The organism is bacterium (genome assembly GCA_021108215.1).
Lineage (GTDB): Bacteria > Oederibacteriota > JAAXVQ01 > JAAXVQ01 > JAUVAV01 > JAIORK01.
The window spans coordinates 66,673-87,618 of the sequence record JAIORK010000055.1; the positions used below are offsets into that span (position 1 = coordinate 66,673).

At 44.6% G+C, this 20,946-nt stretch carries 26 protein-coding genes; 8 read left to right on the forward strand and 18 right to left on the reverse strand.

The features are described from left to right. Window positions 1-38: 38 nt before the first annotated feature. The 7 genes from K8S19_13085 to folD form a co-directional block, all read right to left on the reverse strand. Window positions 39-1,178 (reverse strand): NADH-quinone oxidoreductase subunit D, encoded by a 1,140-nt coding sequence (locus K8S19_13085; protein MCD4814611.1) that lies wholly within the window; start codon window positions 1,176-1,178, stop codon window positions 39-41. Beyond that, window positions 1,175-1,639: an NADH-quinone oxidoreductase subunit C gene (locus K8S19_13090; GenBank protein MCD4814612.1), complete on the reverse strand. Its 465-nt coding sequence runs from the start codon at window positions 1,637-1,639 to the stop codon at window positions 1,175-1,177. Before K8S19_13090 ends, K8S19_13085 begins: the two co-directional genes overlap by 4 nt. Then, window positions 1,636-2,163 carry an NADH-quinone oxidoreductase subunit B gene (locus K8S19_13095; GenBank protein MCD4814613.1) on the reverse strand — a complete coding sequence of 176 codons (528 nt, stop codon included), beginning with the start codon at window positions 2,161-2,163 and terminating at the stop codon, window positions 1,636-1,638. The genes K8S19_13090 and K8S19_13095 overlap by 4 nt, the downstream gene beginning before the upstream one ends. Next, window positions 2,154-2,513 (reverse strand): NADH-quinone oxidoreductase subunit A, encoded by a 360-nt coding sequence (locus K8S19_13100; protein MCD4814614.1) that lies wholly within the window; start codon window positions 2,511-2,513, stop codon window positions 2,154-2,156. Before K8S19_13100 ends, K8S19_13095 begins: the two co-directional genes overlap by 10 nt. A gap of 354 nt (window positions 2,514-2,867) precedes the next feature. Then, window positions 2,868-3,830, reverse strand: a complete 963-nt coding sequence (locus tag K8S19_13105) for a polyprenyl synthetase family protein (protein MCD4814615.1) — start codon at window positions 3,828-3,830, stop codon at window positions 2,868-2,870. A 413-nt stretch (window positions 3,831-4,243) separates the two neighbouring features. Continuing rightward, window positions 4,244-4,975, reverse strand: a complete 732-nt coding sequence (locus K8S19_13110) for a TIGR00730 family Rossman fold protein (protein ID MCD4814616.1) — start codon at window positions 4,973-4,975, stop codon at window positions 4,244-4,246. Next, on the reverse strand, window positions 4,972-5,832 hold the full coding sequence (folD, locus tag K8S19_13115) for a bifunctional methylenetetrahydrofolate dehydrogenase/methenyltetrahydrofolate cyclohydrolase FolD (GenBank protein MCD4814617.1): 861 nt from the start codon (window positions 5,830-5,832) through the stop codon (window positions 4,972-4,974). The genes K8S19_13110 and folD overlap by 4 nt, the downstream gene beginning before the upstream one ends. A gap of 335 nt (window positions 5,833-6,167) precedes the next feature. Here folD and K8S19_13120 point away from each other — a divergent pair, with 335 nt between their 5' ends. Further along, window positions 6,168-7,769 (forward strand): OprO/OprP family phosphate-selective porin, encoded by a 1,602-nt coding sequence (locus K8S19_13120; GenBank protein MCD4814618.1) that lies wholly within the window; start codon window positions 6,168-6,170, stop codon window positions 7,767-7,769. A 98-nt stretch (window positions 7,770-7,867) separates the two neighbouring features. Here the strand turns inward: K8S19_13120 and K8S19_13125 are convergent, their stop codons facing one another. The 9 genes from K8S19_13125 to K8S19_13165 form a co-directional block, all read right to left on the reverse strand. Next, on the reverse strand, window positions 7,868-8,209 hold the full coding sequence (locus K8S19_13125) for a PilZ domain-containing protein (GenBank protein ID MCD4814619.1): 342 nt from the start codon (window positions 8,207-8,209) through the stop codon (window positions 7,868-7,870). Then, window positions 8,209-8,664 (reverse strand): response regulator, encoded by a 456-nt coding sequence (locus K8S19_13130; protein ID MCD4814620.1) that lies wholly within the window; start codon window positions 8,662-8,664, stop codon window positions 8,209-8,211. The genes K8S19_13125 and K8S19_13130 overlap by 1 nt, the downstream gene beginning before the upstream one ends. Before the next feature lie 58 nt (window positions 8,665-8,722). Then, window positions 8,723-8,974, reverse strand: coding sequence for a hypothetical protein (locus K8S19_13135; protein MCD4814621.1), 252 nt, complete (start codon window positions 8,972-8,974; stop codon window positions 8,723-8,725). 55 nt (window positions 8,975-9,029) lie between these two features. Next, window positions 9,030-9,584, reverse strand: a complete 555-nt coding sequence (locus tag K8S19_13140; GenBank protein MCD4814622.1) for a hypothetical protein — start codon at window positions 9,582-9,584, stop codon at window positions 9,030-9,032. Window positions 9,585-9,744: 160 nt separating this feature from the next. Next, complete coding sequence (locus tag K8S19_13145) at window positions 9,745-10,092, reverse strand: PilZ domain-containing protein (GenBank protein MCD4814623.1); 348 nt, start codon at window positions 10,090-10,092, stop codon at window positions 9,745-9,747. A gap of 150 nt (window positions 10,093-10,242) precedes the next feature. Next, window positions 10,243-11,220, reverse strand: a complete 978-nt coding sequence (locus K8S19_13150) for a ketoacyl-ACP synthase III (protein MCD4814624.1) — start codon at window positions 11,218-11,220, stop codon at window positions 10,243-10,245. A gap of 47 nt (window positions 11,221-11,267) precedes the next feature. Then, entirely contained in the window at window positions 11,268-11,792 is a 525-nt protein-coding gene (locus tag K8S19_13155; protein ID MCD4814625.1) for a DUF4416 family protein, read from the reverse strand. A 163-nt stretch (window positions 11,793-11,955) separates the two neighbouring features. Then, window positions 11,956-13,107 (reverse strand): ATP-binding protein, encoded by a 1,152-nt coding sequence (locus tag K8S19_13160; protein ID MCD4814626.1) that lies wholly within the window; start codon window positions 13,105-13,107, stop codon window positions 11,956-11,958. A gap of 109 nt (window positions 13,108-13,216) precedes the next feature. Continuing rightward, window positions 13,217-14,227 (reverse strand): transposase, encoded by a 1,011-nt coding sequence (locus tag K8S19_13165; protein ID MCD4814627.1) that lies wholly within the window; start codon window positions 14,225-14,227, stop codon window positions 13,217-13,219. Between the two features lie 234 nt (window positions 14,228-14,461). Here K8S19_13165 and K8S19_13170 point away from each other — a divergent pair, with 234 nt between their 5' ends. The 7 genes from K8S19_13170 to K8S19_13200 all read left to right on the forward strand — a co-directional run bounded on the left by K8S19_13170 (window position 14,462) and on the right by K8S19_13200 (window position 19,749). Next, window positions 14,462-15,163 (forward strand): carboxymuconolactone decarboxylase family protein, encoded by a 702-nt coding sequence (locus K8S19_13170; GenBank protein MCD4814628.1) that lies wholly within the window; start codon window positions 14,462-14,464, stop codon window positions 15,161-15,163. Window positions 15,164-15,369: 206 nt separating this feature from the next. Next, on the forward strand, window positions 15,370-15,867 hold the full coding sequence (locus K8S19_13175) for a hypothetical protein (protein MCD4814629.1): 498 nt from the start codon (window positions 15,370-15,372) through the stop codon (window positions 15,865-15,867). A gap of 12 nt (window positions 15,868-15,879) precedes the next feature. Next, the gene (locus K8S19_13180; GenBank protein MCD4814630.1) at window positions 15,880-16,104 is read left to right on the forward strand and encodes a helix-turn-helix transcriptional regulator; all 225 of its coding nucleotides are present in this window, start codon (window positions 15,880-15,882) and stop codon (window positions 16,102-16,104) included. 13 nt (window positions 16,105-16,117) lie between these two features. Beyond that, window positions 16,118-16,828, forward strand: a complete 711-nt coding sequence (locus tag K8S19_13185; GenBank protein MCD4814631.1) for a DUF4386 domain-containing protein — start codon at window positions 16,118-16,120, stop codon at window positions 16,826-16,828. Between the two features lie 32 nt (window positions 16,829-16,860). Then, entirely contained in the window at window positions 16,861-17,859 is a 999-nt protein-coding gene (locus K8S19_13190; GenBank protein ID MCD4814632.1) for an NAD(P)-dependent alcohol dehydrogenase, read from the forward strand. A 21-nt stretch (window positions 17,860-17,880) separates the two neighbouring features. Continuing rightward, window positions 17,881-18,723, forward strand: a complete 843-nt coding sequence (locus K8S19_13195; GenBank protein ID MCD4814633.1) for a C-GCAxxG-C-C family protein — start codon at window positions 17,881-17,883, stop codon at window positions 18,721-18,723. A gap of 54 nt (window positions 18,724-18,777) precedes the next feature. Beyond that, on the forward strand, window positions 18,778-19,749 hold the full coding sequence (locus K8S19_13200) for an NAD(P)-dependent alcohol dehydrogenase (protein ID MCD4814634.1): 972 nt from the start codon (window positions 18,778-18,780) through the stop codon (window positions 19,747-19,749). A gap of 342 nt (window positions 19,750-20,091) precedes the next feature. Here the strand turns inward: K8S19_13200 and K8S19_13205 are convergent, their stop codons facing one another. Further along, window positions 20,092-20,457 carry a hypothetical protein gene (locus tag K8S19_13205; GenBank protein MCD4814635.1) on the reverse strand — a complete coding sequence of 122 codons (366 nt, stop codon included), beginning with the start codon at window positions 20,455-20,457 and terminating at the stop codon, window positions 20,092-20,094. 64 nt (window positions 20,458-20,521) lie between these two features. Next, window positions 20,522-20,917 carry an MBL fold metallo-hydrolase gene (locus K8S19_13210; GenBank protein ID MCD4814636.1) on the reverse strand — a complete coding sequence of 132 codons (396 nt, stop codon included), beginning with the start codon at window positions 20,915-20,917 and terminating at the stop codon, window positions 20,522-20,524. Window positions 20,918-20,946 lie beyond the last annotated feature (29 nt).

Consider the following 20,946-nt stretch of genomic DNA (forward strand, 5'->3'; position numbering starts at 1 on the left):
TCCCAGGGCAACCAGTTGGTCGGGTTGAAAAAGATAATTCATCGGTCAATCTCCGGCACAATAAAATCAATACTCCCCATAATCGCCACAACATCCGCAACCTGGACACCCTGCAATATTTTTGGCAGCACGGAAAGATTGGCAAAACTGGGAACCCGAATTCTACAACGCTGCGGTTTGGAAGACCCGTCGGAAACCAGATAAAATCCCTGAATTCCCCGCGAAGATTCCACCCGGGCGTACGCCTCGCCTGCCGGCGGTCTAAAAACCCGGGAAACCTTGGCGCTGATCTCACCTTCCGGCAACCCCGCCAGCGCCTGACGGATAATGGCTGTACTTTGGCGCATCTCTTCCACCCGAACACGGTAACGGGCCAACGCATCCCCCTCTGATTGAACATAAACATTAAAATCAAACTCTGCATAGGCTGAATAAGGATCTGTTTTGCGAAGATCCAGCGCCACACCGGCACCGCGGAGATTGGGACCGGTCATGGCATGTGAATGAGCCAGCGCAGCATCAATGATCCCGATATTCTTGGTGCGGGCTAAAAAAATGGCATTGTCCGAGAGCAGCTGATCATACATATCAGGGATTTTTTCAAAGTAATCAAGAAAAGATTCCAGTTGCTTTGCAAAACCCGATGGGATATCGCGGCTCACACCACCGATACGCACGTAATTAAACGTCATCCGTTGCCCGCATAGTAAATCAAACAATTCAAGAATCATTTCACGTTCACGAAACGTATAGGTCAGCGGTGTAAACGCCCCCAAATCCATGCCCATACTGCCCAACCAAACCAAATGGCTCGAAAGACGACACATTTCGCCTGTGATCACCCGGAGATAATCCGCCCGGCGAGGAACCTCAATTCCGGCCAGCGTCTCGCATGCCATGCAATAACTCCACTCATTAAAAATCGCAGATAAATAATCCATACGGTCGGTGAGATAAAGAAACTGAAGATAGGTCATGTTCTCCGCCATTTTTTCAAAACCGCGGTGTACATACCCAAAATCAGGGGTTGCCGAAACAATTTTCTCGCCATCCAGTTTTAAAATCAGGCGCAAGGCCCCATGCGTGCTGGGGTGCTGCGGGCCCATATTCAGCACAATGGCATCCGTATCCAATGTTTCGTCAATCTCTTGATTATTGAAAAACAGTTTATCCGTCATGATAGATTCCCCGGCCGCTTTAAAAGTTTTTCATCCTGGTAATCCTTGCGCAGCGGGTGGCCTTGCCAATCCTCCGGCAGCAAAATACGCCGCAGATCAGGGTGTCCGGAAAATACGATACCGAACATATCAAAAATTTCCCGCTCATACCATTGTGCACATCCGAACAAACCGGATAGCGTGGGAACCTGCTCCTCGCGACCGAGTACAACCTTCACGGTCAGATGCGTTTGGTTGTCCAGCGACCGCACCATATGCAGAACCAGTTCAAACCCTTCCAAACAATCCCGGGCGGTGTAATCTTCCATAACATCCAGACCAAACCCCGAATGCAGCGTCGCACAAACACCGGTCAACTCCTTGACCGTTCGCAAAGTCAATACCAGTCCAAACCCGCCGGACGCGCTGCAGGCGCATTCCGGAAAAACCGCTTTTAATTGCTCACAGCGTACTGATTTCATTTCGTCCTCTCCTGGATTTTCCGGCCGGGCAACCGCTCTTTGGAAATTTTCTTTTCCAATTCTAAAATCGCATGGAGTAACGCCTCGGGTTTGGGAGGACAACCCGGCAGATACACATCCACCGGAATCAACTTGTCCACACCGCGAACGGTCCCATAGGATTCATAATAAAAAGGCCCCCCGGAAACCGCGCAAGCACCCATCGCAATCACATAGCGCGGCTCCGCCAATTGTTCATACAGCCGCTTAATACGCGGCGCCATTTTCCAACAAACCGTTCCCGCCACTACCATCATATCCGCCTGACGGGGCGATGCCCGCAATACCTCATTGCCGAAACGCGCCCAGTCAAAACGCGAGGCTCCGGTGGAAAACATCTCAATGGCACAGCATGAAAGGCCGAACGTAAGCGGCCACAAAGAATTTTTGCGTCCCCAGTTAATAAAAAATTCCGCAGAAGAAAGCAGAACCCCGCCGCCGGGAAATTTCTCCACTGTTCCTGTAATTTTTTCAATTACTGCCATCGCAGAGCTCCTTTTCGCCAGGCATATGCCAATGCTAAAAGCAGCACCGCAATAAAGACGATCATCTCAACAAACGCGAACAATCCCAATTTTCGAAACGCAACCGCCCAGGGGAATAAAAAAACCACCTCAACATCAAAAATGACAAAGACAATGGCGAACAGGTAAAAAAACGAGCGGAAACGAATGCGCGCCGGTCCCACCGTGGGTTCACCACATTCATAAGGTTCCAGCTTAAGTGCTGTGGGATTTTGCGGACGCAGCAGCCAGGAAATAAATACGCCGGCGGCCAAACAAAAAATCCCGACCCCTGCGGCTATCGCAATTGTTGTATAAGCTCCTATTTCCATGTGTGCCTGTCCTCCTTCCCTTTTTTTATCGACCCAGTGTACTGTCTAAATTCTCCAGAAAGCGTTTTCAGTGTTGCACAAGAATTTTTCACTCAACCAGCCAACTGTATTCCAGGCAGCACCCAATATTCATTCCCTGGCTTTGTCGTTGTGCAATACTGAAAACGCTTCCTGGAGGATTAAACATACATTCTCCGGCATACTGCAAGCCATTCCCGGTACGTGCTCTTTTTGTTCAGGCAAAAACGAAAACCCGGTAAATTGGCAATAACTACTGCTTGATATTCACTTGTGCTTATATCTTTATATCGTATCTTGCCTGAACAAAAAAAGCACGTACCGGGAATAGTTTTACTAGTGTTCCCGATTTGCAACCCCGGCGGCCATATCCAGCATCATCTGCCGCGGCTTGGAATCCGGGAACAACCGTAACCGCTGTTCAGCGCTTTTGATAAACATCTGCGCAATGGCTTGCGCCTCCTGAATCAAACCATTTTCAACCAATATCTTTTTAATACTGCCGATTCTAAATGTTCCGCTTTTCACCGCATGGTGCAATACCCGGCGTTGTGTTCCACGTAAGCGCTTAAGTCCGAGAATCACAGGCAGTGTGATGCGCCCTTCCCGCAGATCCTGACCGGCGGCTTTTCCGGTTTTGGCCGGGTTGCCGATAAAATCAAGAATATCATCTTGAATCTGAAATGCCATGCCGTAGGCCCGGCCAAAATCAGTCAACTGTTCAATTTGCTTTTTCTTTCCCCCGGTCACCGCACCCCCGCATTGACAGCATGCCGTGAAAAGGCTGGCGGTTTTATTTTCGATCACCTGCCGGTATTGCGCAACAGTCATGGAGACCGCTCCCCGGTATTGCCGTTCTTGAATTTCCCCGAAACAAACCATACCGGCCGCTTGTATAACCTTCCCCTGAATTTTTTTTGGGACTTCCTCAAATAAAATCTGCATCACCTGCGTAAAAAGAAAATCCCCGGCCAAAACCGCAATCTCGTTGCCATGGCGCGCATTCATCGTCATCCCATGGCGGCGACGGCCGGACTTGTCAATCACGTCATCATGCACCAGGGTCGCATAGTGAAATAATTCCAATGCCACAGCCAAGGCTTCCGCTTCCTGATTAATCCGGCCGCAAAGTTGTGCCGAAAGCAATGTCAATCGAACTCTTAATTGCTTACCCTTGGTTTGCGCTGCATACCGCAGCAGCGCGTTTAAAAAATCATCTTGGGAATGCAGGCGCGTACGAATCCGGGCATTAATTTTTTTCAACATCTGTTGAAGCGTGCTATTAAATGATTTTTGCATAGGTTTTAAATACTTCTCGACCTCTCGGGATTACGGATAGTATAACGTCTGAAAACACTCGTCACAAATCGTACCAAATTCTTTGCAGAATTGTCAATTCGCAAGCTGTAAAAAAACTCCCCTCTCCAATTACCCGGGAAAATAACCCTCCAAAACCATTGCTGTCCTAATCCACAAAACATCCGGTTACCAACCGGTCGGAATGCTTTTTTTAGAAAAAACACATCAGTCATAAAAATCCACCGGCTTACCCGGCACCCGGCATTCGCCGGACAAGTACGCCGGGCAGGCTGCCCATTGTGTACGCGCCGGCATGATAAAAATCGTACGTGTAAATCAGTGGTCAATCAAAATCACCCGGGTGGTCTGATGACAGTGGACAATTTTTATTTGAACAGCACTCCGCCGAAATTTCAGGCTTTTCCCTTATTCTTTTTTCGAATAGAGCGCGTATGTTGACTAATGGTTTTCACAATTTCATCCGGATCATCCATAACCCGGAAAATAGACATCTCCTTGGTATGAATCATACCTTCTGCAATCATCGTCTTATGAAACCAGGCCACCATATCCTTCCAAAATTCAGAACCCACCAAAATAACCGGAACCGGTTGGATCTTCTCGGTCTGGATCAGGGTGAGCACCTCAAAACATTCATCCAAAGTTCCCATCCCGCCGGGCATGATAATGACGGCGGAGGCATATTTGACAAACATGAGCTTGCGAACAAAAAAATACCTGAATCCAATCGGCAGATTCACATATGAATTGACCGATTGTTCTTCCGGCAGTGCGATATTAAGCCCTACCGAGCGTCCCTTGGCCTGGCTGGCGCCTTTATTGGCAGCTTCCATCAAACCGGGACCGCCGCCGGTAATGATCGCATGCCCGACACGGGCCAGCTTGTTGGCAATGGTCTGTGCCAACTTATAGTATTTTGTCCCGGGAGGTGTCCGGGCGGAACCAAACATTGTGACTGCCGGTCCGATCGTAGACAGCATTTCAAATCCATCCACCAACTCGGACATAATCCGAAATACACGCCAGGCATCTTCTTTGAATATACTGGGAGATAAGGATGCATCCCGGCATGGTTTTTTTGGGGATTTGCGTTGACGTGCCCGCTTCCCGGCTGAAACACTCATTGCTTGCGCTCCTCTCTGAGTCGGGCCGCCTTGACCGTATTGGCCATCAACATGGCAATCGTCATGACGCCCACACCACCGGGAACCGGCGTAATATACGCAGCCGCTTCACTGGCTTTTTTGTAATCCACATCACCGCACAAACCGCTCTCATCCCGGTTAATGCCCACATCAATCACCACGGCCCCAGGCTTGATCCAGTCGCCGAGAATACAAAATTTTTTCCCTACTGCTGCAATCAGAATATCTGCAGACCGGCATTCTGCTGCCAGATTTTGAGTCCGGGAATGACAAATTTCAACGGTAGCATGTGCTTGCATCAGCAGCATGGCAATGGGTTTGCCCACAATATTCGACCGTCCCACGACCACGGCTTTTTTACCCTGCAATGAAATCCCGGCTGCTTGCAGCATTTCCATGATCCCCAGCGGGGTGCAGGAAACCAAACGCGGGAACCCGGCAAACAGTTTCCCCATATTATAGGGATGGAACCCATCCACGTCTTTATCCGGATCAATCGCCTCAATAATTTTATTGGCATCAATCTCCTTGGGAAGCGGCAATTGGACCAAAATTCCGTCAATGTGATCATTGCCGTTCAAAGAATCGATCAAGTCCAAAAGCGTCTGTTCAGTCACCGTTGCTGGAAAATCATGCGCAAATGAACGAATTCCCAGCACCTCACATTTTTTCCTTTTATGACGCACATAAACTTCCGAAGCAGGGTCTTCTCCCACCTTCACCACTGCCAATCCCGGGAATCTCCCATATTTTTCCTGAAATAGTGTCAGTTGTGATGTCAAACGTGCATAAACCTGGTTGGCAATCGGTTTACCTTCTAATACAGTAGCTGCCATGCTGTTTATCGCTCCACTTTTCTTATGAAATTGTCCTAAAATGATTTTCGAGTATACCACATTTTCCTGAAATCCTGCTGAATCTAAAGAAATATCCTTTCTTTATTTTTAACAAATTCCAAACAATTACTCCATTTTTTTTTAATAAAAACCCTTTTGTTTCAAAATGAATAATGCTAAAATAATTTTTAAAATACAGAAAATAATCGATTTCACTATCTCAACCTGTCCTGAAAGGAGGCTGATAACAAAAAAAATCCCTGAGTGATGATGAATCATCGTTATGTATTGCCGGATCTAAAGTTTCAACATCTTATAAAAACGGAGGGACAATTTTGAAAAAGTTTGCGATTCTTTCTTTGGTCGTGTGTTTTGGAATTGCTTTGGCAAGTTCCGCGCTAGCACTGCGCTGGCCTGACAATGCCAGCTATCGTGTCAGCACCATGGGTAACGCCGCACTCGGTATAGAAGACGAGACCACGGCACTCACTATTTTCAACCATCAAAACATCGCTGGTGTTGCATTCAACAAAAAAGAAAACCGTTCTGATTTTGGTCTGGGTTATGCTTCAACCAATTACACTGTTGATTATGACTCCGGCGCAAAATACGAAAACTTAGGCACAGGTTTCGACCTCGTTCGTCCCGGTGCTGAATACCGCGGGATCACCTATTGGTTAAACGACAATGTCATTATTCGCGCAGGCATTGAAGGTCTAATGCTAAACATGAAAGAAATTTCCACTGCATCAGACGGCACTTCCACTGAAGAAGTATTAGCTTTTTCCGGACTTGGCGGCGGTGCTTCCGCAACCTATAAACTGGATGGCGGTCTGGCGTTCGGCGCTGGTGTGACTTACATCGGTGCAGGCGGAAAACCGGATTCTTTAGACGGTGCCTACAATGTTTTTGGAACCACTTCCAAGTTTGAAATAGCGGCCTCGGTTTTAAGCTGGGGAGTCAACGCCGGTTATGAACTCATGCTGGAAAACGATAATAAATTAACCTTTGGGCTCGGCGTCCATTCCGATGATGATTTACCGGATTTCGTCAGTAGTGAAGGCGATTATAATGTAACCCAAACGATGGAAGGCGAAATCCCGACCAGCCCGACAACCACTATAGCGATGTCCATCGAAGAAGCAACCACCCAATCACCGCTTTTCATCTCCGGTGAGGCTATCTTTAATATGGGCAGCATGCTGGAAGCCGGTCTGCTGTTTGATTATGGTATGAAGTCCATCAATGAGAAAATAACAACGACCACTGACGGTACCGCCGTTGAAACAGACTATAAAACCAACGACATCACCGAACTGGTCATTGCACCGGTCGTGCAAGCCAATATTCCGGTAGGTGACGGAATGGCGATTCTACCCGGCGTCCAGTTCTCCACTGCCGGCAGCAGCAATACTGATGATTTTAGTCTTGATTACACCACTACAGACGACGATAACGACACCTATAAATCCAGTGAGACCGTTGTTGCCAACAACCTGATTGGTATTGGCTGCGGTTTCCAGGCCATGGAAAAACAGCTTCAAGTCGCGGTTCAATATGAAACGGGCAGCTGGACATCTGACTACACCCCTTATGCGGCTGACGGAACTGCCGGAACTGTTATCGACTCCGAAGGATCTGTCAGCAACATTAAAGCGGGTGCTGAATTCTGGGTCATCCCGATGCTGGCGCTGCGCGCCGGTTATCAACTCCTGGCCAGCACCACCAAAGACGGCACGGTTGACTCCGATGGAAATATTGTTGATGATATCTCCAACACCAACCGTATCACTTTGGGTGCCGGCTTGTCTTTGCCGCAAGGTATGCTCTTTGATTTGTTGGTGGAGCTTGATACCAACACCAGCGATCCTGTCAGCGATCCGGAACCATCTAATACAGCCATGAATATTTTATTGGGCGTCAAACTTCCTATCTAATTGGGAATACAAACTAAAAAGGCAGGGAGCCGACGGCTCCCTGCCTTTTTTTTATTCTGCAAATAAATCAAATTGTAGGGAATGGTCGCGACCATTCCCTACATCTGAAAACCCAAAGTCATCAAATATTCCATAATCACTTCGCGCTGATCACTGGACAGGTCCATAAACTCAATCCCGGCATGGGACCAGGCCTTCTTGAAATCAACCCAGCAGACCTTGCCTTCCAAATTAACTGACTTGCGGGTGTTGGGCAGGGTAAAACTCAATTGCAGCAAATCATGCTTTTTTAATTTCACATTAGTTTCAAGCAACAACCCGTCCGGTGTGATGTTTTTTACAATTCCTTGACATTCACTGCCGGTTTCGGTGGCGGGCAGGCAGATATTTTCCAAAAGAAAAAAAACCGGCACACGGGGTATGCGTCTGCGATCATCCATCACGACTCCTTTTTCTGACGGCCCGAGCCGTCTTCGGGACGCTGCCAGGCATTAAAAATGTGTTTAAGTAAATCTTCCGGTGCAAAGGGCTTGAGCAGATAATCATGCGCCCCGGCTGCCAAGCCTTTTTCAATATCCTGCTGCCGCCCTTTATCCGCGACAACAATCAGGGTCGCGTACTTCCCGGAAAAACATTCATAACAACGACGGATGAAATGACAGCCATCAAACCGGACGGCAGTTGCCTCAGCAAAAATCATATCCACATGCTCAGCGGTGTTTTCAAGATATGCCAATGCCGCTTGGGCATCTTCAAATTGCCGGACATCCAAGCCATCGGTGATTTGCTTTTGCTCTTGCGCCAAACTTTTAGCTTTGGCATAAAAACAAACCCACAAAGATTTTTTCAGTAATCCGGCCAATTCAAAATCATCATTCAAAATGATGATATGCATATTCTGAATCTCCTGTCACACGATACTGGCAGCATGCCTGCGTTTTGAGCACACTGCGTTACGAAGACTGTTCCGTATCATCTGCCACCGGTTTTTCTTCTTTGGGCTTCCTGGGTCTGACAACCATCCACATCACCAGCACACTCACCGGACCAAAAACAAGCCCGATAATTCCCCAAACCAGCATACTCCGCTTGCGTATATCCGCCAATGCAACATTGATGACCGCTGACAGCACCCAAATTCCAAAAATAATGGACCAAAAACGTGCCGCCGCATCTACCGTACCAAAAAAAGGAATGGGTTCCACTCTATTCACCTCATCAGATTGAATCAATATTTATTTCACAAACAAACATGAATGTTTATTCTTCTTCTACCTCTACGTCAGCTTCCGGAAGCGCTTCTTCCCCGGAATCGTCTATACCGTCATCCTCTTCAATGGGCACAAGGGTGCGAATAAACATCACTGGTGGATTACACTCTTTGCAGGGAGCGTACCCCTGCTCGCTGGCATCCTTGGCGGTTTGAAACCGAATACGGTTCTTTTTCGGCAAGGCCTTCGCCAAGTCGCACCATTGATGATGATATCGCTTATTTTTTCTATCACCAATATAGATTGTTTCCCTTGCAACCGGCAGCGATAATTTTTTAATTGCCTTAATCTTCAGGGATGGCTGACGTGCCGGTGGAATACATTTTTGGCAGGGAAAATATCCTTTGGCCTCCGCTTCCGCTTCTGAATCAATTTTCCGTATATTCCGTTCTTTAATCTTTTTCACCAAAGAACAATCCGGCCGATGAAAAATTTTTTCCAAATTATCGGCAATGACCTTTGCCTGACCAACACCGGGTATAAGGAAAACCATCAAGACCACAGACAAAAAAAACAATTGAATCAATTGCTTCAATTTCTTCATGGGACTCCATTTCTTTCCTTGGCAGCGTCCTACTGACCTGCCTGTTTAGTGGGCGACCAACGGAAATCCTATACTCCCACCATCTTTCCAGTCGGGACGGCATCCCTCCCCAAACAATACCGGGGTGGTATACCACCGCACGATACAATCACATTTTAACTTAATAGCTCATGGCATTTTCAACAAACGCATGCAATCGTTCCCTGTCTTCGACATCAATGCGATTAAAAATAATTCCATGCGCAAAAACATTTTCTCCATTTTCATTCACCGGGCGGGACCAAAGAATATCCGCTCTCACATGCGTTGGTTCCGTAAACTTGGGAAGCGCAATATCAAATTCCATGGTGGTGGCAACCGGAATTTCCGCCTCACTAATCAGCGAAGCACCTTCTTCGCTAAGATTGTTGATATACGTACCGGGCAATGCCTGGATGCCGGGAAATAGAATCGCTACCGGAATTTCCACCTCGACGCGAGCATACTTTCTATAATTCATAACACCCATTGCCTGCCCCCTTCTCCCTACCGTCTAAAACAGCGTCCCAGTATTCACCTGATGTTACTATCTATTTTATCACCCTAAAATGAACAATTCAAACCGAATCAAATCCAAGACACAGATTTTTTCCGGTCTTGGCTGCTTGAGTTTAACCTATTAAACCCGCATCAGGCAGGAACCCCATGTAAATCCGCCGCCAAAAGACACCAAAAGGCAGAGATTTCCCGGTTTTAGCCGACCTTCACTGAAAGCCTCACTCAATGCAACCGCAGTGGTGGCAGCGGAGGTATTTCCGTATTTTTCAATATTTAAAAAAACTTTTTCCATGGGCAGCTGAGAAAGGCGTGCCGCTGCCTGAATAATCCGCATATTGGCCTGATGTGGAATCAATAAATCCACAGCATCAATCCCTATTCCGGCTTTTTCCAGAGCTTGTTTGTTGGCATTGGCCATGGCACGGCCGGCAAATTTAAACACCTCATTACCCTTCATTTTAATATAATGTAAGCGTTGATCAATGGTCTCGTGGGAGGCGGGAAACCTTGACCCCCCACCCGGCATCTCCAGCAGCTGCGCTTTGCTGCCATCCGCGCCTAGATAGGAAGCCAAAATCCCCCGGTCACCTTCAACCGGCTGCAAAATTGCAGCACCGGCGGCATCCCCGAATAAAATTGCCGTATTTCTGTCTTCCCAGTCTGTAATCCGGGTCAATGTTTCCGCTGCCACCACCAGCACCGTACGGTACATCCCGGACGCTATATAGGATCGTGCCAGCTCCAACCCATAAATAAACCCGGTACATGCGGCCTCAATATCAAAACAAGCCGCCCGGGTGGCACCGACATGCCGCTGTATAAAACAAGCTGTTGCAGGCCAAGGAAGATCCGGCGTAATGGTTGCGGTAATAATAAGGTCCAAATCCGTTGCTTTCAACCCGGCGTTCTCCAACGCACGTTGTGCTGCCAATGCTCCCATCGTAGATGTGGTTTCCTCTTTGGCCGCGATCCGGCGTTCTTTAATCCCGACGCGGGTTGTAATCCACTCATCCGATGTTTCCACTATTTTTTCCAAATCGACATTGGTCAATATTTTTTCAGGAACGTATCTACCGGTTCCCACAACTCCTGCTGAAATAATATCTGCCACGTTTCTACTCCTTCTATAGATAAAAATCCACGGGCTTACCCGGCGATCTCCTCCAAATAGGTTCTGTATGCCTGATCGAAAAAATCAGCTGCCTGGGCATAATCAGGATAAGACCAGTCCCAGGTTTGAAAACACCCCTTTCTAATCCGGAGGGTCACTTCAGCATAAATCCCATTCCGCAAGTACACACGATGCTCAAAATCCTTGGTGCTGGCCAAAACCAACTTCCCCGGGGCTAAATATCCCGGATCAATATTCACCCTTCGCCCCTGGGCCGTATTCAATCCCAGACGCTGCTCTAACCCGTTCGCCTGATGTTTCCATTCCACCAAATTTTCTGCAGATTGCAAATCAGCAAAAACCAGAAACTGCCTATATAACTGGGACCCCATTTCCTTCTGATAATACCGGGTATGTTCAAACAAATAACTTTCGGAAGCAAACTGAATATTCCCAAAAGACGCCTCTAAAAGCGCAGATGCCTGCCCAAGGAGCTCCTGATTTTCCGCCAACAACCCGGCCAATGGTTTAACTTTTGGAATCCGCTGTGTTTCACCCATAATACTTTCACTATTTTTTTTTGAAAAAACAGAAAAGATAGTATAACAAAGCACAAAAAAGCGTCAATGGTAAATTCCATCGATAGGCTTGAAACACATGGTATTAAATCATTCATCTCATCTCCACACGTAACACCCAGTGTATTCACGTTGACACGCTAAATTACGAGAACCGTTTCGGTGCCTCTTGAATGACGGTTTCCAGTGGCATGACGCTGACTTGTTTATGAATCTTATATCTTTGTTTTCCTGGATAAATAACCGTAATATGCTTCAACTCAAGCTCCTGTAGCGCATTTCTCATTGACGGGGTTAGGGTGGGTGCATCCATGTGTTTGCATTCTATGCCATAGCGGTTATTACCTTTAATAAACACCAAATCAATTTCCGCACCATTATGTGTCGCCCAAAAATAGGCCTCTCCCGGCTCCAGTATACCGATGACTTCCTCCAGCACATATCCTTCCCAGGATGCTCCGCAACGGGGATGATTAAAAATTTCCGATTCATTTTTTAAGCCAAGCAACGTATGCAGCAATCCGGAGTCACGGATATATATTTTAGGCGATTTAACCTGGCGTTTTTTGATATTCACCTGCCAGGGCTGTAATTGCCGGACCATCAGTACTCCGGTTAAAATATCCAGATAGCGACGGATCGTCGGTTCGCTGACCCCCAAAGAACCAGCCGGTCCTGCCGCATTCCATATCTGCCCATGTTGATGGGCCAACATTGTCCAAAAACGGCGCAAGGCAACCGCCGGAATATTTATCCCCTGTTGGTAAAGATCACGTTCCAGGAACATCTGAATAAAATTTTTACGCCAATAATAACTATCGATTTTTTTTTTAGGCGTATAGGACAAAGGAAAACCGCCCCGATGCCATAGCCGGGAGACTTGGCTTATTCCCACCTCAGAAATCCCAAATCCCTTTATTGAAATAATTTCCAGGCGGCCTGCCAGCGATTCGGAGGACTGGCGCAACAAATCAGGAGATGCACTTCCCAAAATAAGAAATTTTGCCGGCAGCGGTTTGCGATCCAAAAGAACCCGCAACACCGGGAATAACTCCGGCCGTCGTTGCACCTCATCGATCACCACAATGCCGCGCAATTGACCCAACGCCGTTTTGGGTTCGTTCAAACGCGCCAAGCTCTCCGGATCTTCAAGATCAAAGTAGTTGTGCGAATCACTTTTGACCAATTCGCATGCCAATGTGGTCTTGCCACACTGTCTTGGACCCAGCAGCGCAACCGCCCGGCTCCTTTTCAAAGCCGCTTTGATTGTTTTCAAATAACCGATTCGTGGAATCATACAAATATACTACCATGATATTCGAAATTATAACTATCTTTTTTCATGGTATGGGAGATAGGGGACGTTGATTAGTATATCAGTATAGTCATTTGATCATGCCGGCACCTCACGATCCCAATAGATCACCAAGACAGTCTTCTCCCCCGCTTACCCTCCCTTTGGCGATAAGCTGACTGGCTGCCGATTGGTTGATACCCAGTCGGTTTCCGATTTCAGTCACCTGCATATCCAATACATACCGGCAAAGATACGCTACCATGGCTCTGGCTTCTGCTCCGGCTTTGCCTTTGCATTTGAACTCTATGACTCGAGATTCGGCGCCAGTTCTTCGGATAACATACTCTACTATTTTTTTAAAATCCCAGCTTTCTTTTGCCAAACAGTTCTTTTGCACTTTACTTGTATCCAACTGCTTGAGTACCCCTTGCACAAAAAAACTTTCTCCCAAAATACGCTCATCGCCCGCCCATCGACCACCTGCTTTTTTATTTGCCTTGACGACTTTCCAGCCACCAGCACTCCGGATAAGACCTCCGCCACAGAAGCGGTCTTCAGCATCTGTGTTCTCGAATTCGGATATAAATTGACGATACGCCGACCTGGCCTTCCCGATCTTTTCTCCAAAATAGGATAACGTTTCTTCTTCTGCGTACCAGGGATGGGATGTGTTTCCTACAAGCGCGGAATGTCCACACCAAGGATATGCATCCAATGCACTCAAGTTTTTCACTAAGCCTGCCTGCAGTGGATTTCTATGAATATATCGAATGAGTTGTTGAAAGTAATTTTCTTTCTGACAAATAATTGATTTATACCGATTTTGAAACAAATGCCCCGCACGCTTATGCCGGTGGTTGAAATTCACAGCATAACCGGTTTGGAGACGATGCATAAAATTGTGTAATGGATATTTTGTTGGAGAAACCAATAAATGAAAGTGGTTGGGCATCAGAACCCAGGCGTAACAGATAATGCCGGTTTCATCAACCAAACCTGCCAGTCTTTTAAGAAACATCTTTTTATCGTGGCTGTCTTTGTACAATCGCCGGCGTTCGATGCCCCTGGCAATAATGTGATAGAGGACTCCTGGAATTTCAATCCGTGGTTGTCTTGGCATACTTTATTTGACTCACAAAGGGGACTTTTTCATGCACTTTTTTTTAATTTTCTATACTGATATACTAATCAACGTCCCGGATCCCAATCAACGTCCCGGATCCCTAAAAAGGTGGACATAACCAAAAGAAGTATTAAAATATCTCAGGGGGTAAGCTCAGAGTATTAAAATATTGCCCGCAATAAGAACGCATGCTATTTATAGCAAGTTAAAATATAAATTCAGGAGAGTTATATGAGGAAAATATTTGTTTTTATACCATTGTTTTGTCTTTTAATTATTGCAGGGTGTGCCAATTCAAAAACAAAAGAAACTCCTGTAGGCGGGAGCTATGATGAAAATGCAATGAAAAGCTTAGTAAATCCTCCTAAAAAAATCCCGCCTTTTCTTCGCAGCATGATAAAAATAGCTGATAAAAAGGCCGAAAAGGAAATGATTATGGGGAGAGTATTGGCCTGGTCTCCCAAAATAGCCATTAGCTCAGGCATTCTGGAACTTTACATAGAAGAGGGTGCAGCCGCCTGCCTTGAGGAACGCATGATAAAAATTCTTAGAATTATAATATCCTATACAGTGCCCAGTCAGTTTGCTTTAGATATAAATTCATGGAACTTTCAGGATTTTGGCATAACTGAAGAAGAAATAAAAGGACTTCGGGGCGTGAAAGAAATCGATAGTATTGCCAGTTTTACAGACAAAGAAAAAACGGCATTAAAATATGCATATCAACTTTCAAAAACGCCCATAGTGCTTAGCCAAAAACTTCTGGATGATTTAAGAAGCCTGTTTTCTGCGAGGGAAATAGTTGCAATTGCAGCACTTACCGCCAAGGTAAATTATTGGGCACGACTAATGGAGGCGATGAGAATAAAGCCGGCAGGTTACACAGATGATCCGGTACTTCATCTGGAAGAATACAAAACTTTCGTAAAATAAACGGCCTATACAATTTAGTTATGGTATGAGGGAACTCCAGGTCACAACGTCCCGGGTCCCGGGTCAAAGTAAAAAGCAGCATAATAACTAAAACATAATAAATAATCATCAATCCTCGTCAATTAATTATCGAATAACAATAAATTAAATTTGACTTTCAACAAATAAGATGTATAATTAGTAAAATCACTAATAGGAGACTTCAAATGAACTATTTAGGTGAAAAATCGCTGTCATCCGTACTAAGAGTAATTTCTCATGTATCATGGTATGTTGTGCTGGTACTATCCATTGTTGCAGCAGTAATAGGAGTAATAATTATATTTTTTAATCCGTTCGAAAACCCTGCTATAGCAGAAATGGCAAAATGCTTAGCGCTGGACCTTCAAGATCCTGAGTGGTTAGCGTTTCAAAATATACCACGTGCTCTAAAAAGTATTTTCCTGCCCTATTTTGTAGTGATTGTGGTGTTGCTGCTTAAAATCATAAAAAAATCAGAACATTTATTTAATAATTTTAAGAATAATATCGTATTCAATCAAAACAATGTGCTTATTATCCGAAAGATCAGTAAGTTGCTTATTATATTTTCAATTTTAACCGTTGATATTGATTCTTTGTTGGTTTGTATGTTTCTGCTTTTGTTATGTGAAATTTTTAAAAACGGAACTGTTCTTCAGGAAGAGCAGGACTTAACCGTATAATTAGGAGTATATATGAGCATCATATTCAGACTCGACAGAGTCATGGCAGATAGAAAAATATCACTCAATGAATTAGCCAGGCGAATAGAACTTACTAATTCAAATTTATCGATTTTAAAAACCGGAAAAGCCAGGGCAATACGCATCTCAACCCTGGAGGCTATTTGCAGAGAACTCAATTGTCAACCGGGCGACTTATTGGAATACGATCCAGCTGAAAAAAAACCGCCTGAATAAAAAGGAGGGGGAAATGAATTCAAACAAAACGACAGCAAGAGTTGTCGGGCTTTTATATCTAATTATCGCAGTAATCGCTCCCTTCAGTATGATGTATATTCCCTCCAAGCTTATTGTAGCAGGAGATGCCACAGCAACTGCCAATAACATTATGGCTTCTGAGTCGCTATTCCGTTTAAGTTTTGTTGGCGATTCAATCGTATTTTTAATTGAAATTGTGTTGGTTGTACTTCTTTACGTATTGTTCAAACCGGTAAGCAAAACGCTTTCTCTGGTTGCAGCGTATGCCAGGTTGACAATGACAGTTATTCAGGGAATCAATTTGCTTAATCATTTCTTTGTTTTACTGCTTCTAAGTGGTGCTAATTACTTGAACGTATTTAAAATAGATCAGTTACATGCTTTAGTTTTATTATTTCTTAATGCCCATAACTATGTGGAGTATATTTGGGGGATATTTTTCGGCCTTCATTTACTTGTGCTCGGGTATTTGATTTTCAAATCAGGATTTCTTCCCAAAATTCTGGGGGTCTTGGTGATGCTTGCATGTTTTGGCTATCTAATGGACAGTTTTGGAATTATTCTTTTACCCGGCAACAAAGCGATTTCGATAATAACTTCGGTTTTTCTTGTGATTTCGGTTATTGGGGAATTGTCATTTACCTTTTGGCTTTTGATTAAAGGTGTAAAGAAGCAACAACCAGTAAGACTAGAGGCCGGCTGATGGCCATCAGTTAAAAAAGGAAGGATACCCAAATGAAAGCAATGGCATACACAAAATACGGACCACCCGACGTTCTTCAGCTGGGAGAGGTGGAAAAACCTATCCCTAAGGATAATGAAGTACTGATAAAAATATATGCGACACCGGTAAATTACGGAGATATTATAGCTCGAAATTTTAAAAATATTCCTCTTCACAAATTCAATATGCCGATGCCATTCTGGTTGGGCGCGCGAATATATTTTGGTCTCAGAAAACCACGAAAAAAAATACTGGGGAGTGAGTTTGCCGGGAAAATTGAAGCCACAGGCAAAGATGTAAAAGTATTTAGGAAAGGTGACCAGGTCTTTGCATATCGCGGTATGAACATGGGTGCTAATGCCGAATATCTATGTATGCCTGAGGATGGGATGGTGGCAATCAAACCGGCCAATATGACTTATGAGGAAGCCGCTTGCGTTCCTTATGGGGCATTAATGGCGTTAAGTTTGCTTAGAAAAGTAAATATTCAGAGCAGACAAAAAGTCCTTATCAATGGAGCTTCCGGCGGGATAGGTTCACTCGCAGTACAGCTTGCCAGGTATTTTGGCGCAGAAGTTACCGGGGTCTGCAGTACCCCAAGATTAGAATTAGTTAAATCTCTGGGAGCTGATAAGGTAATTGATTACACTAAAGAGAATTTTACCAAAAACGGTGAAAGATATGATCTTATTTTTGACATATTAGGCAGGAGTTCATTCTCACGTTGTAAAGGCTCGCTAACGCAGAACGGACGTTATCTTTTAGCCAGCTTCAAGATGAGACAACTTGTTCAAATGCTATGGACTTCAATAATAGGCAGCAAGAAAGTAATATGTGCGTTGGTAAGTGAAAAGTCTGAAGATTTAATTTTTATGAAAGAGCTTGTTGAGGCAGGAAAGATAAAATCGGTTATAGATAAACGCTATCCGTTGGAACAGACTGCCGAGGCTCATAGATATGTTGAAAAAGGGAACAAAAAAGGCAATGTAGTAATAACTGTTGAAACATAGTATCAAAACTGGAAAAAATGGATGAAAATGAACAACTCAAAAAAAACTAAAAGAGATACCAAAAAAATATTTCTAAAAAAAGGCCCTTGCTCCAGCGCATTTTTTTATATATTAAACCGCGAATTCGGCTATCCAATGGAAACGGAGGTGCGTGCCGCGGAATCATTATGTGGTGGAATAATGCAACAAGGATATCAATGCGGAATGCTTTGGGGGTCTGCATTGGCTGTGGGAGCGGAATCCTTTCGCAGGCACGATGATCGCGATCAGGCTATCGGTATAGCCGTAACGGCAACGGAACATCTTTTGGAATCATTTTTAAAAAGGGCAAAAAGTGCCGATTGCAGGGATATAACGAGTTGCAATTTTTCAAAAAAATTAATATTTAATATAATAAAATACTTTCTCTTTGGAAAAGCCGTAACCTGTATAAAACTTGCAGACAATTGGGCTCCGGAAGCGATCCAATCAGCCACTGAAGGATTATCCTGCGAGCAAATTGATTTACCTCGATTGCCAATAAGCTGTGCTTCCGAAGTTGCTAAAAAAATGGGAGCGAGTGATGAAAAAGTGGTTACGGTTGCCGGATTTGCCGGAGGTATTGGTTTGAGCGGCAATGCTTGCGGCGCGCTGAGCGCTGCTATATGGATGAACACACTCAATTGGTGTAGAAAACAAACAGAAAAATCTTTTTATACTAATCCAAATGCGAAAAATATATTAAAAGCATTCTATGAAGTAACTGATTCTGAAATTCTATGCCATAAAATTTGCGGACAGCATTTTAAGACAATAGAAGATCATACGAAATTTATAAAAAATGGCGGTTGCGATAAACTGATTAATGTACTCGCACGAGCATAATTATTATCAATCAAAAAGAAAGGATACCAAAATAAAAAAAGGAAGAATACCTAAATGAAAGCGATTGTATACACAAAATATGGTTCGCCCGATGTTCTTGCATTAAAAGAGGTAGAAAAACCTACTCTCAAGAACAATGAAGTATTGATAAAAGTTCAGGCGGTGTCTGCAAATCCAGCTGACAGAGGTCTCCTGACCGGTAAACCGTTTTTGCTCCGCCTGATGGGCTATGGGCTTTTAAAACCAAAAAACAAGATACTCGGAGCTGACATAGCGGGGCGGGTTGAAGCGGTTGGCAGAAACGCAAAGCAGTTTCAGCCAGGTGATGAGGTGTTCGGTGACATTTCCGATTGTGGTTGGGGCGGTTTTGCCGAGTATGTATGTGCCGGTGAAAATGCATTGGTGTTAAAACCGGCCAATATATCGTTCGGGGAAGCAGCGGCCGTACCCATGGCGGCAGTCACCGCCCTGCAGGGGCTTCGCGATAAAGGAAAGATTCAGTCAGGGCAAAAGGTTTTGATTAATGGTGCGTCCGGTGGTGTGGGTACATTTGCAGTACAGATTGCCAAATCGTTCAAAACTGAAGTGACCGCTGTGTGCAGCACGAGTAAATTGGACATGGTGCGCTCGATTGGTGCAGATCATGTCATTGATTACACTCAGGAAGATTTTACCGAAAATGGGCAGCATTATGACCTGATTATTGCTGCTAACGGATATCATTCGATCTCAGATTATAAGCGTGCATTGAGCCCCAAGGGAATTTATGTCGCGACCGGAGGTTCCCTGGCTCAAATATTTCAAGCTATGCTCCTGGGACCATGGGTTTCAATGACAGGGAGTAAGAAAATGGGTAGCTTGGCAACGAAATCAAATAAAAAGGATTTAATTTTTATAAAAGAGCTTCTTGAAGCCGGCAAAGTAAAACCTGTTATAGATAAACAATATCCGTTGAGTGAGGTTGCGCAAGCTCTCCGGTATCTTGAAGAGGGACACGCCCAGGGAAAAGTAGTAATAACCTTGTAATGGTAATGGGGTCAAGTCTGCTCTTTGCTTTTGATGATTATCTCAGCTACCCGATCCATATTTCTCTTGAAGTTCCGATCCTTCAACACCTGCTTTTCATTCTCTTGATAAGCTATACTTCCCCATCCGAAATTGTCGACCTATCTTCTTGCCGGCTATCACGTCTTAGCTTTCATCACATCCCGGGGTCTCCTCTTCTTGATCTATACAATTTAGGTTGTGTTAAATTTTTGGCCGGCGTGAATAACTTCGCTGCCGAAACCTTTCCCATTATCTAGGCAATTTTATCGGTATTACCGTGGTGTGTTGAGATGTAAATCATTAGAGTTCTCATTTCACTGATCATTTCCGTAGCAGCCGGATTGCAGCCAGCAATGCCATCAGGCTGCCAAACCCATAATATCCGCTTATCCAATCTGCGACCATCCCGGTAGCGCTGATGAATGTCACACGAAGTGCCAACTTTCGCTCCCGGATATTTTCCGCGCTTCGCAGTTGCCATCCCCAGATGATGTTTAATCCTGCCGATGCCAGCACAATCAGCCCGCAAATTAGTCCTGTAAGGGGCATAGTTGAGTGCCATGCAAGTACCGGTGCTTCTACTGCGAAAAAAAGCAGTACGTCCTGCATTCCGCCATAAAGCATCAACAATCCTCCCAGCGCTAGCACCACCAGCCAGGCCCAGCGATGAAATCCATGTTTTTCCATATTTTCATCTCCTTAAAAATAAACAGAATAGCCGAAACTAAACTTCTAAATAGTTGCCGTTTATTTACAAATTATAACTTAAATTTGCCAAAGTCGAGTTATAGGTTTCTCCAATCTTTAATACTTTTATAGATGTTTTGGTTTTATTATCTTTCACATGCTTTATGAATTCAGAGGGAGTTCCTTTCATGCTGAACATTATTGGAATTCCCCCAAATGTCCCGAAATGAATAGGTATTACAATCTTTGGTTTTAATTCTTCTGTTGCAAGTGCGGCATCTTTGGGATCCATCACCATTTTAGAACCAAAAAACTTGTTTCCGCTAATAGGTAAAAAGGCTACATCCAGTTTATGTTTTTTGCCAATTTCAGTCAGGGAGGGAATGAAAAAAGTATCGCCGGCAAAATAAAGGGATTCCTTTCCTGCTACAATAAATCTTTCAATACTAAACTTTTGCATATTTCACAATTCTTTGTGATTTTTTAAGG

What these genes read in the sequence shown, in the direction of transcription:
- K8S19_13085 (MCD4814611.1), bottom strand. Translation starts at nt 1,178, where the DNA reads ATGACGGATAAACTGTTTTTCAATAATCAAGAGATTGACGAAACATTG.
- K8S19_13090 (MCD4814612.1), bottom strand. Translation starts at nt 1,639, where the DNA reads ATGAAATCAGTACGCTGTGAGCAATTAAAAGCGGTTTTTCCGGAATGC.
- K8S19_13095 (MCD4814613.1), bottom strand. Translation starts at nt 2,163, where the DNA reads ATGGCAGTAATTGAAAAAATTACAGGAACAGTGGAGAAATTTCCCGGC.
- K8S19_13100 (MCD4814614.1), bottom strand. Translation starts at nt 2,513, where the DNA reads ATGGAAATAGGAGCTTATACAACAATTGCGATAGCCGCAGGGGTCGGG.
- K8S19_13105 (MCD4814615.1), bottom strand. Translation starts at nt 3,830, where the DNA reads ATGCAAAAATCATTTAATAGCACGCTTCAACAGATGTTGAAAAAAATT.
- K8S19_13110 (MCD4814616.1), bottom strand. Translation starts at nt 4,975, where the DNA reads ATGAGTGTTTCAGCCGGGAAGCGGGCACGTCAACGCAAATCCCCAAAA.
- folD (MCD4814617.1), bottom strand. Translation starts at nt 5,832, where the DNA reads ATGGCAGCTACTGTATTAGAAGGTAAACCGATTGCCAACCAGGTTTAT.
- K8S19_13125 (MCD4814619.1), bottom strand. Translation starts at nt 8,209, where the DNA reads ATGGATGATCGCAGACGCATACCCCGTGTGCCGGTTTTTTTTCTTTTG.
- K8S19_13130 (MCD4814620.1), bottom strand. Translation starts at nt 8,664, where the DNA reads ATGCATATCATCATTTTGAATGATGATTTTGAATTGGCCGGATTACTG.
- K8S19_13140 (MCD4814622.1), bottom strand. Translation starts at nt 9,584, where the DNA reads ATGAAGAAATTGAAGCAATTGATTCAATTGTTTTTTTTGTCTGTGGTC.
- K8S19_13145 (MCD4814623.1), bottom strand. Translation starts at nt 10,092, where the DNA reads ATGGGTGTTATGAATTATAGAAAGTATGCTCGCGTCGAGGTGGAAATT.
- K8S19_13155 (MCD4814625.1), bottom strand. Translation starts at nt 11,792, where the DNA reads ATGGGTGAAACACAGCGGATTCCAAAAGTTAAACCATTGGCCGGGTTG.
- K8S19_13160 (MCD4814626.1), bottom strand. Translation starts at nt 13,107, where the DNA reads ATGATTCCACGAATCGGTTATTTGAAAACAATCAAAGCGGCTTTGAAA.
- K8S19_13165 (MCD4814627.1), bottom strand. Translation starts at nt 14,227, where the DNA reads ATGCCAAGACAACCACGGATTGAAATTCCAGGAGTCCTCTATCACATT.
- K8S19_13170 (MCD4814628.1), top strand. Translation starts at nt 14,462, where the DNA reads ATGAGGAAAATATTTGTTTTTATACCATTGTTTTGTCTTTTAATTATT.
- K8S19_13175 (MCD4814629.1), top strand. Translation starts at nt 15,370, where the DNA reads ATGAACTATTTAGGTGAAAAATCGCTGTCATCCGTACTAAGAGTAATT.
- K8S19_13180 (MCD4814630.1), top strand. Translation starts at nt 15,880, where the DNA reads ATGAGCATCATATTCAGACTCGACAGAGTCATGGCAGATAGAAAAATA.
- K8S19_13185 (MCD4814631.1), top strand. Translation starts at nt 16,118, where the DNA reads ATGAATTCAAACAAAACGACAGCAAGAGTTGTCGGGCTTTTATATCTA.
- K8S19_13190 (MCD4814632.1), top strand. Translation starts at nt 16,861, where the DNA reads ATGAAAGCAATGGCATACACAAAATACGGACCACCCGACGTTCTTCAG.
- K8S19_13195 (MCD4814633.1), top strand. Translation starts at nt 17,881, where the DNA reads ATGAAAATGAACAACTCAAAAAAAACTAAAAGAGATACCAAAAAAATA.
- K8S19_13200 (MCD4814634.1), top strand. Translation starts at nt 18,778, where the DNA reads ATGAAAGCGATTGTATACACAAAATATGGTTCGCCCGATGTTCTTGCA.
- K8S19_13205 (MCD4814635.1), bottom strand. Translation starts at nt 20,457, where the DNA reads ATGGAAAAACATGGATTTCATCGCTGGGCCTGGCTGGTGGTGCTAGCG.
- K8S19_13210 (MCD4814636.1), bottom strand. Translation starts at nt 20,917, where the DNA reads ATGCAAAAGTTTAGTATTGAAAGATTTATTGTAGCAGGAAAGGAATCC.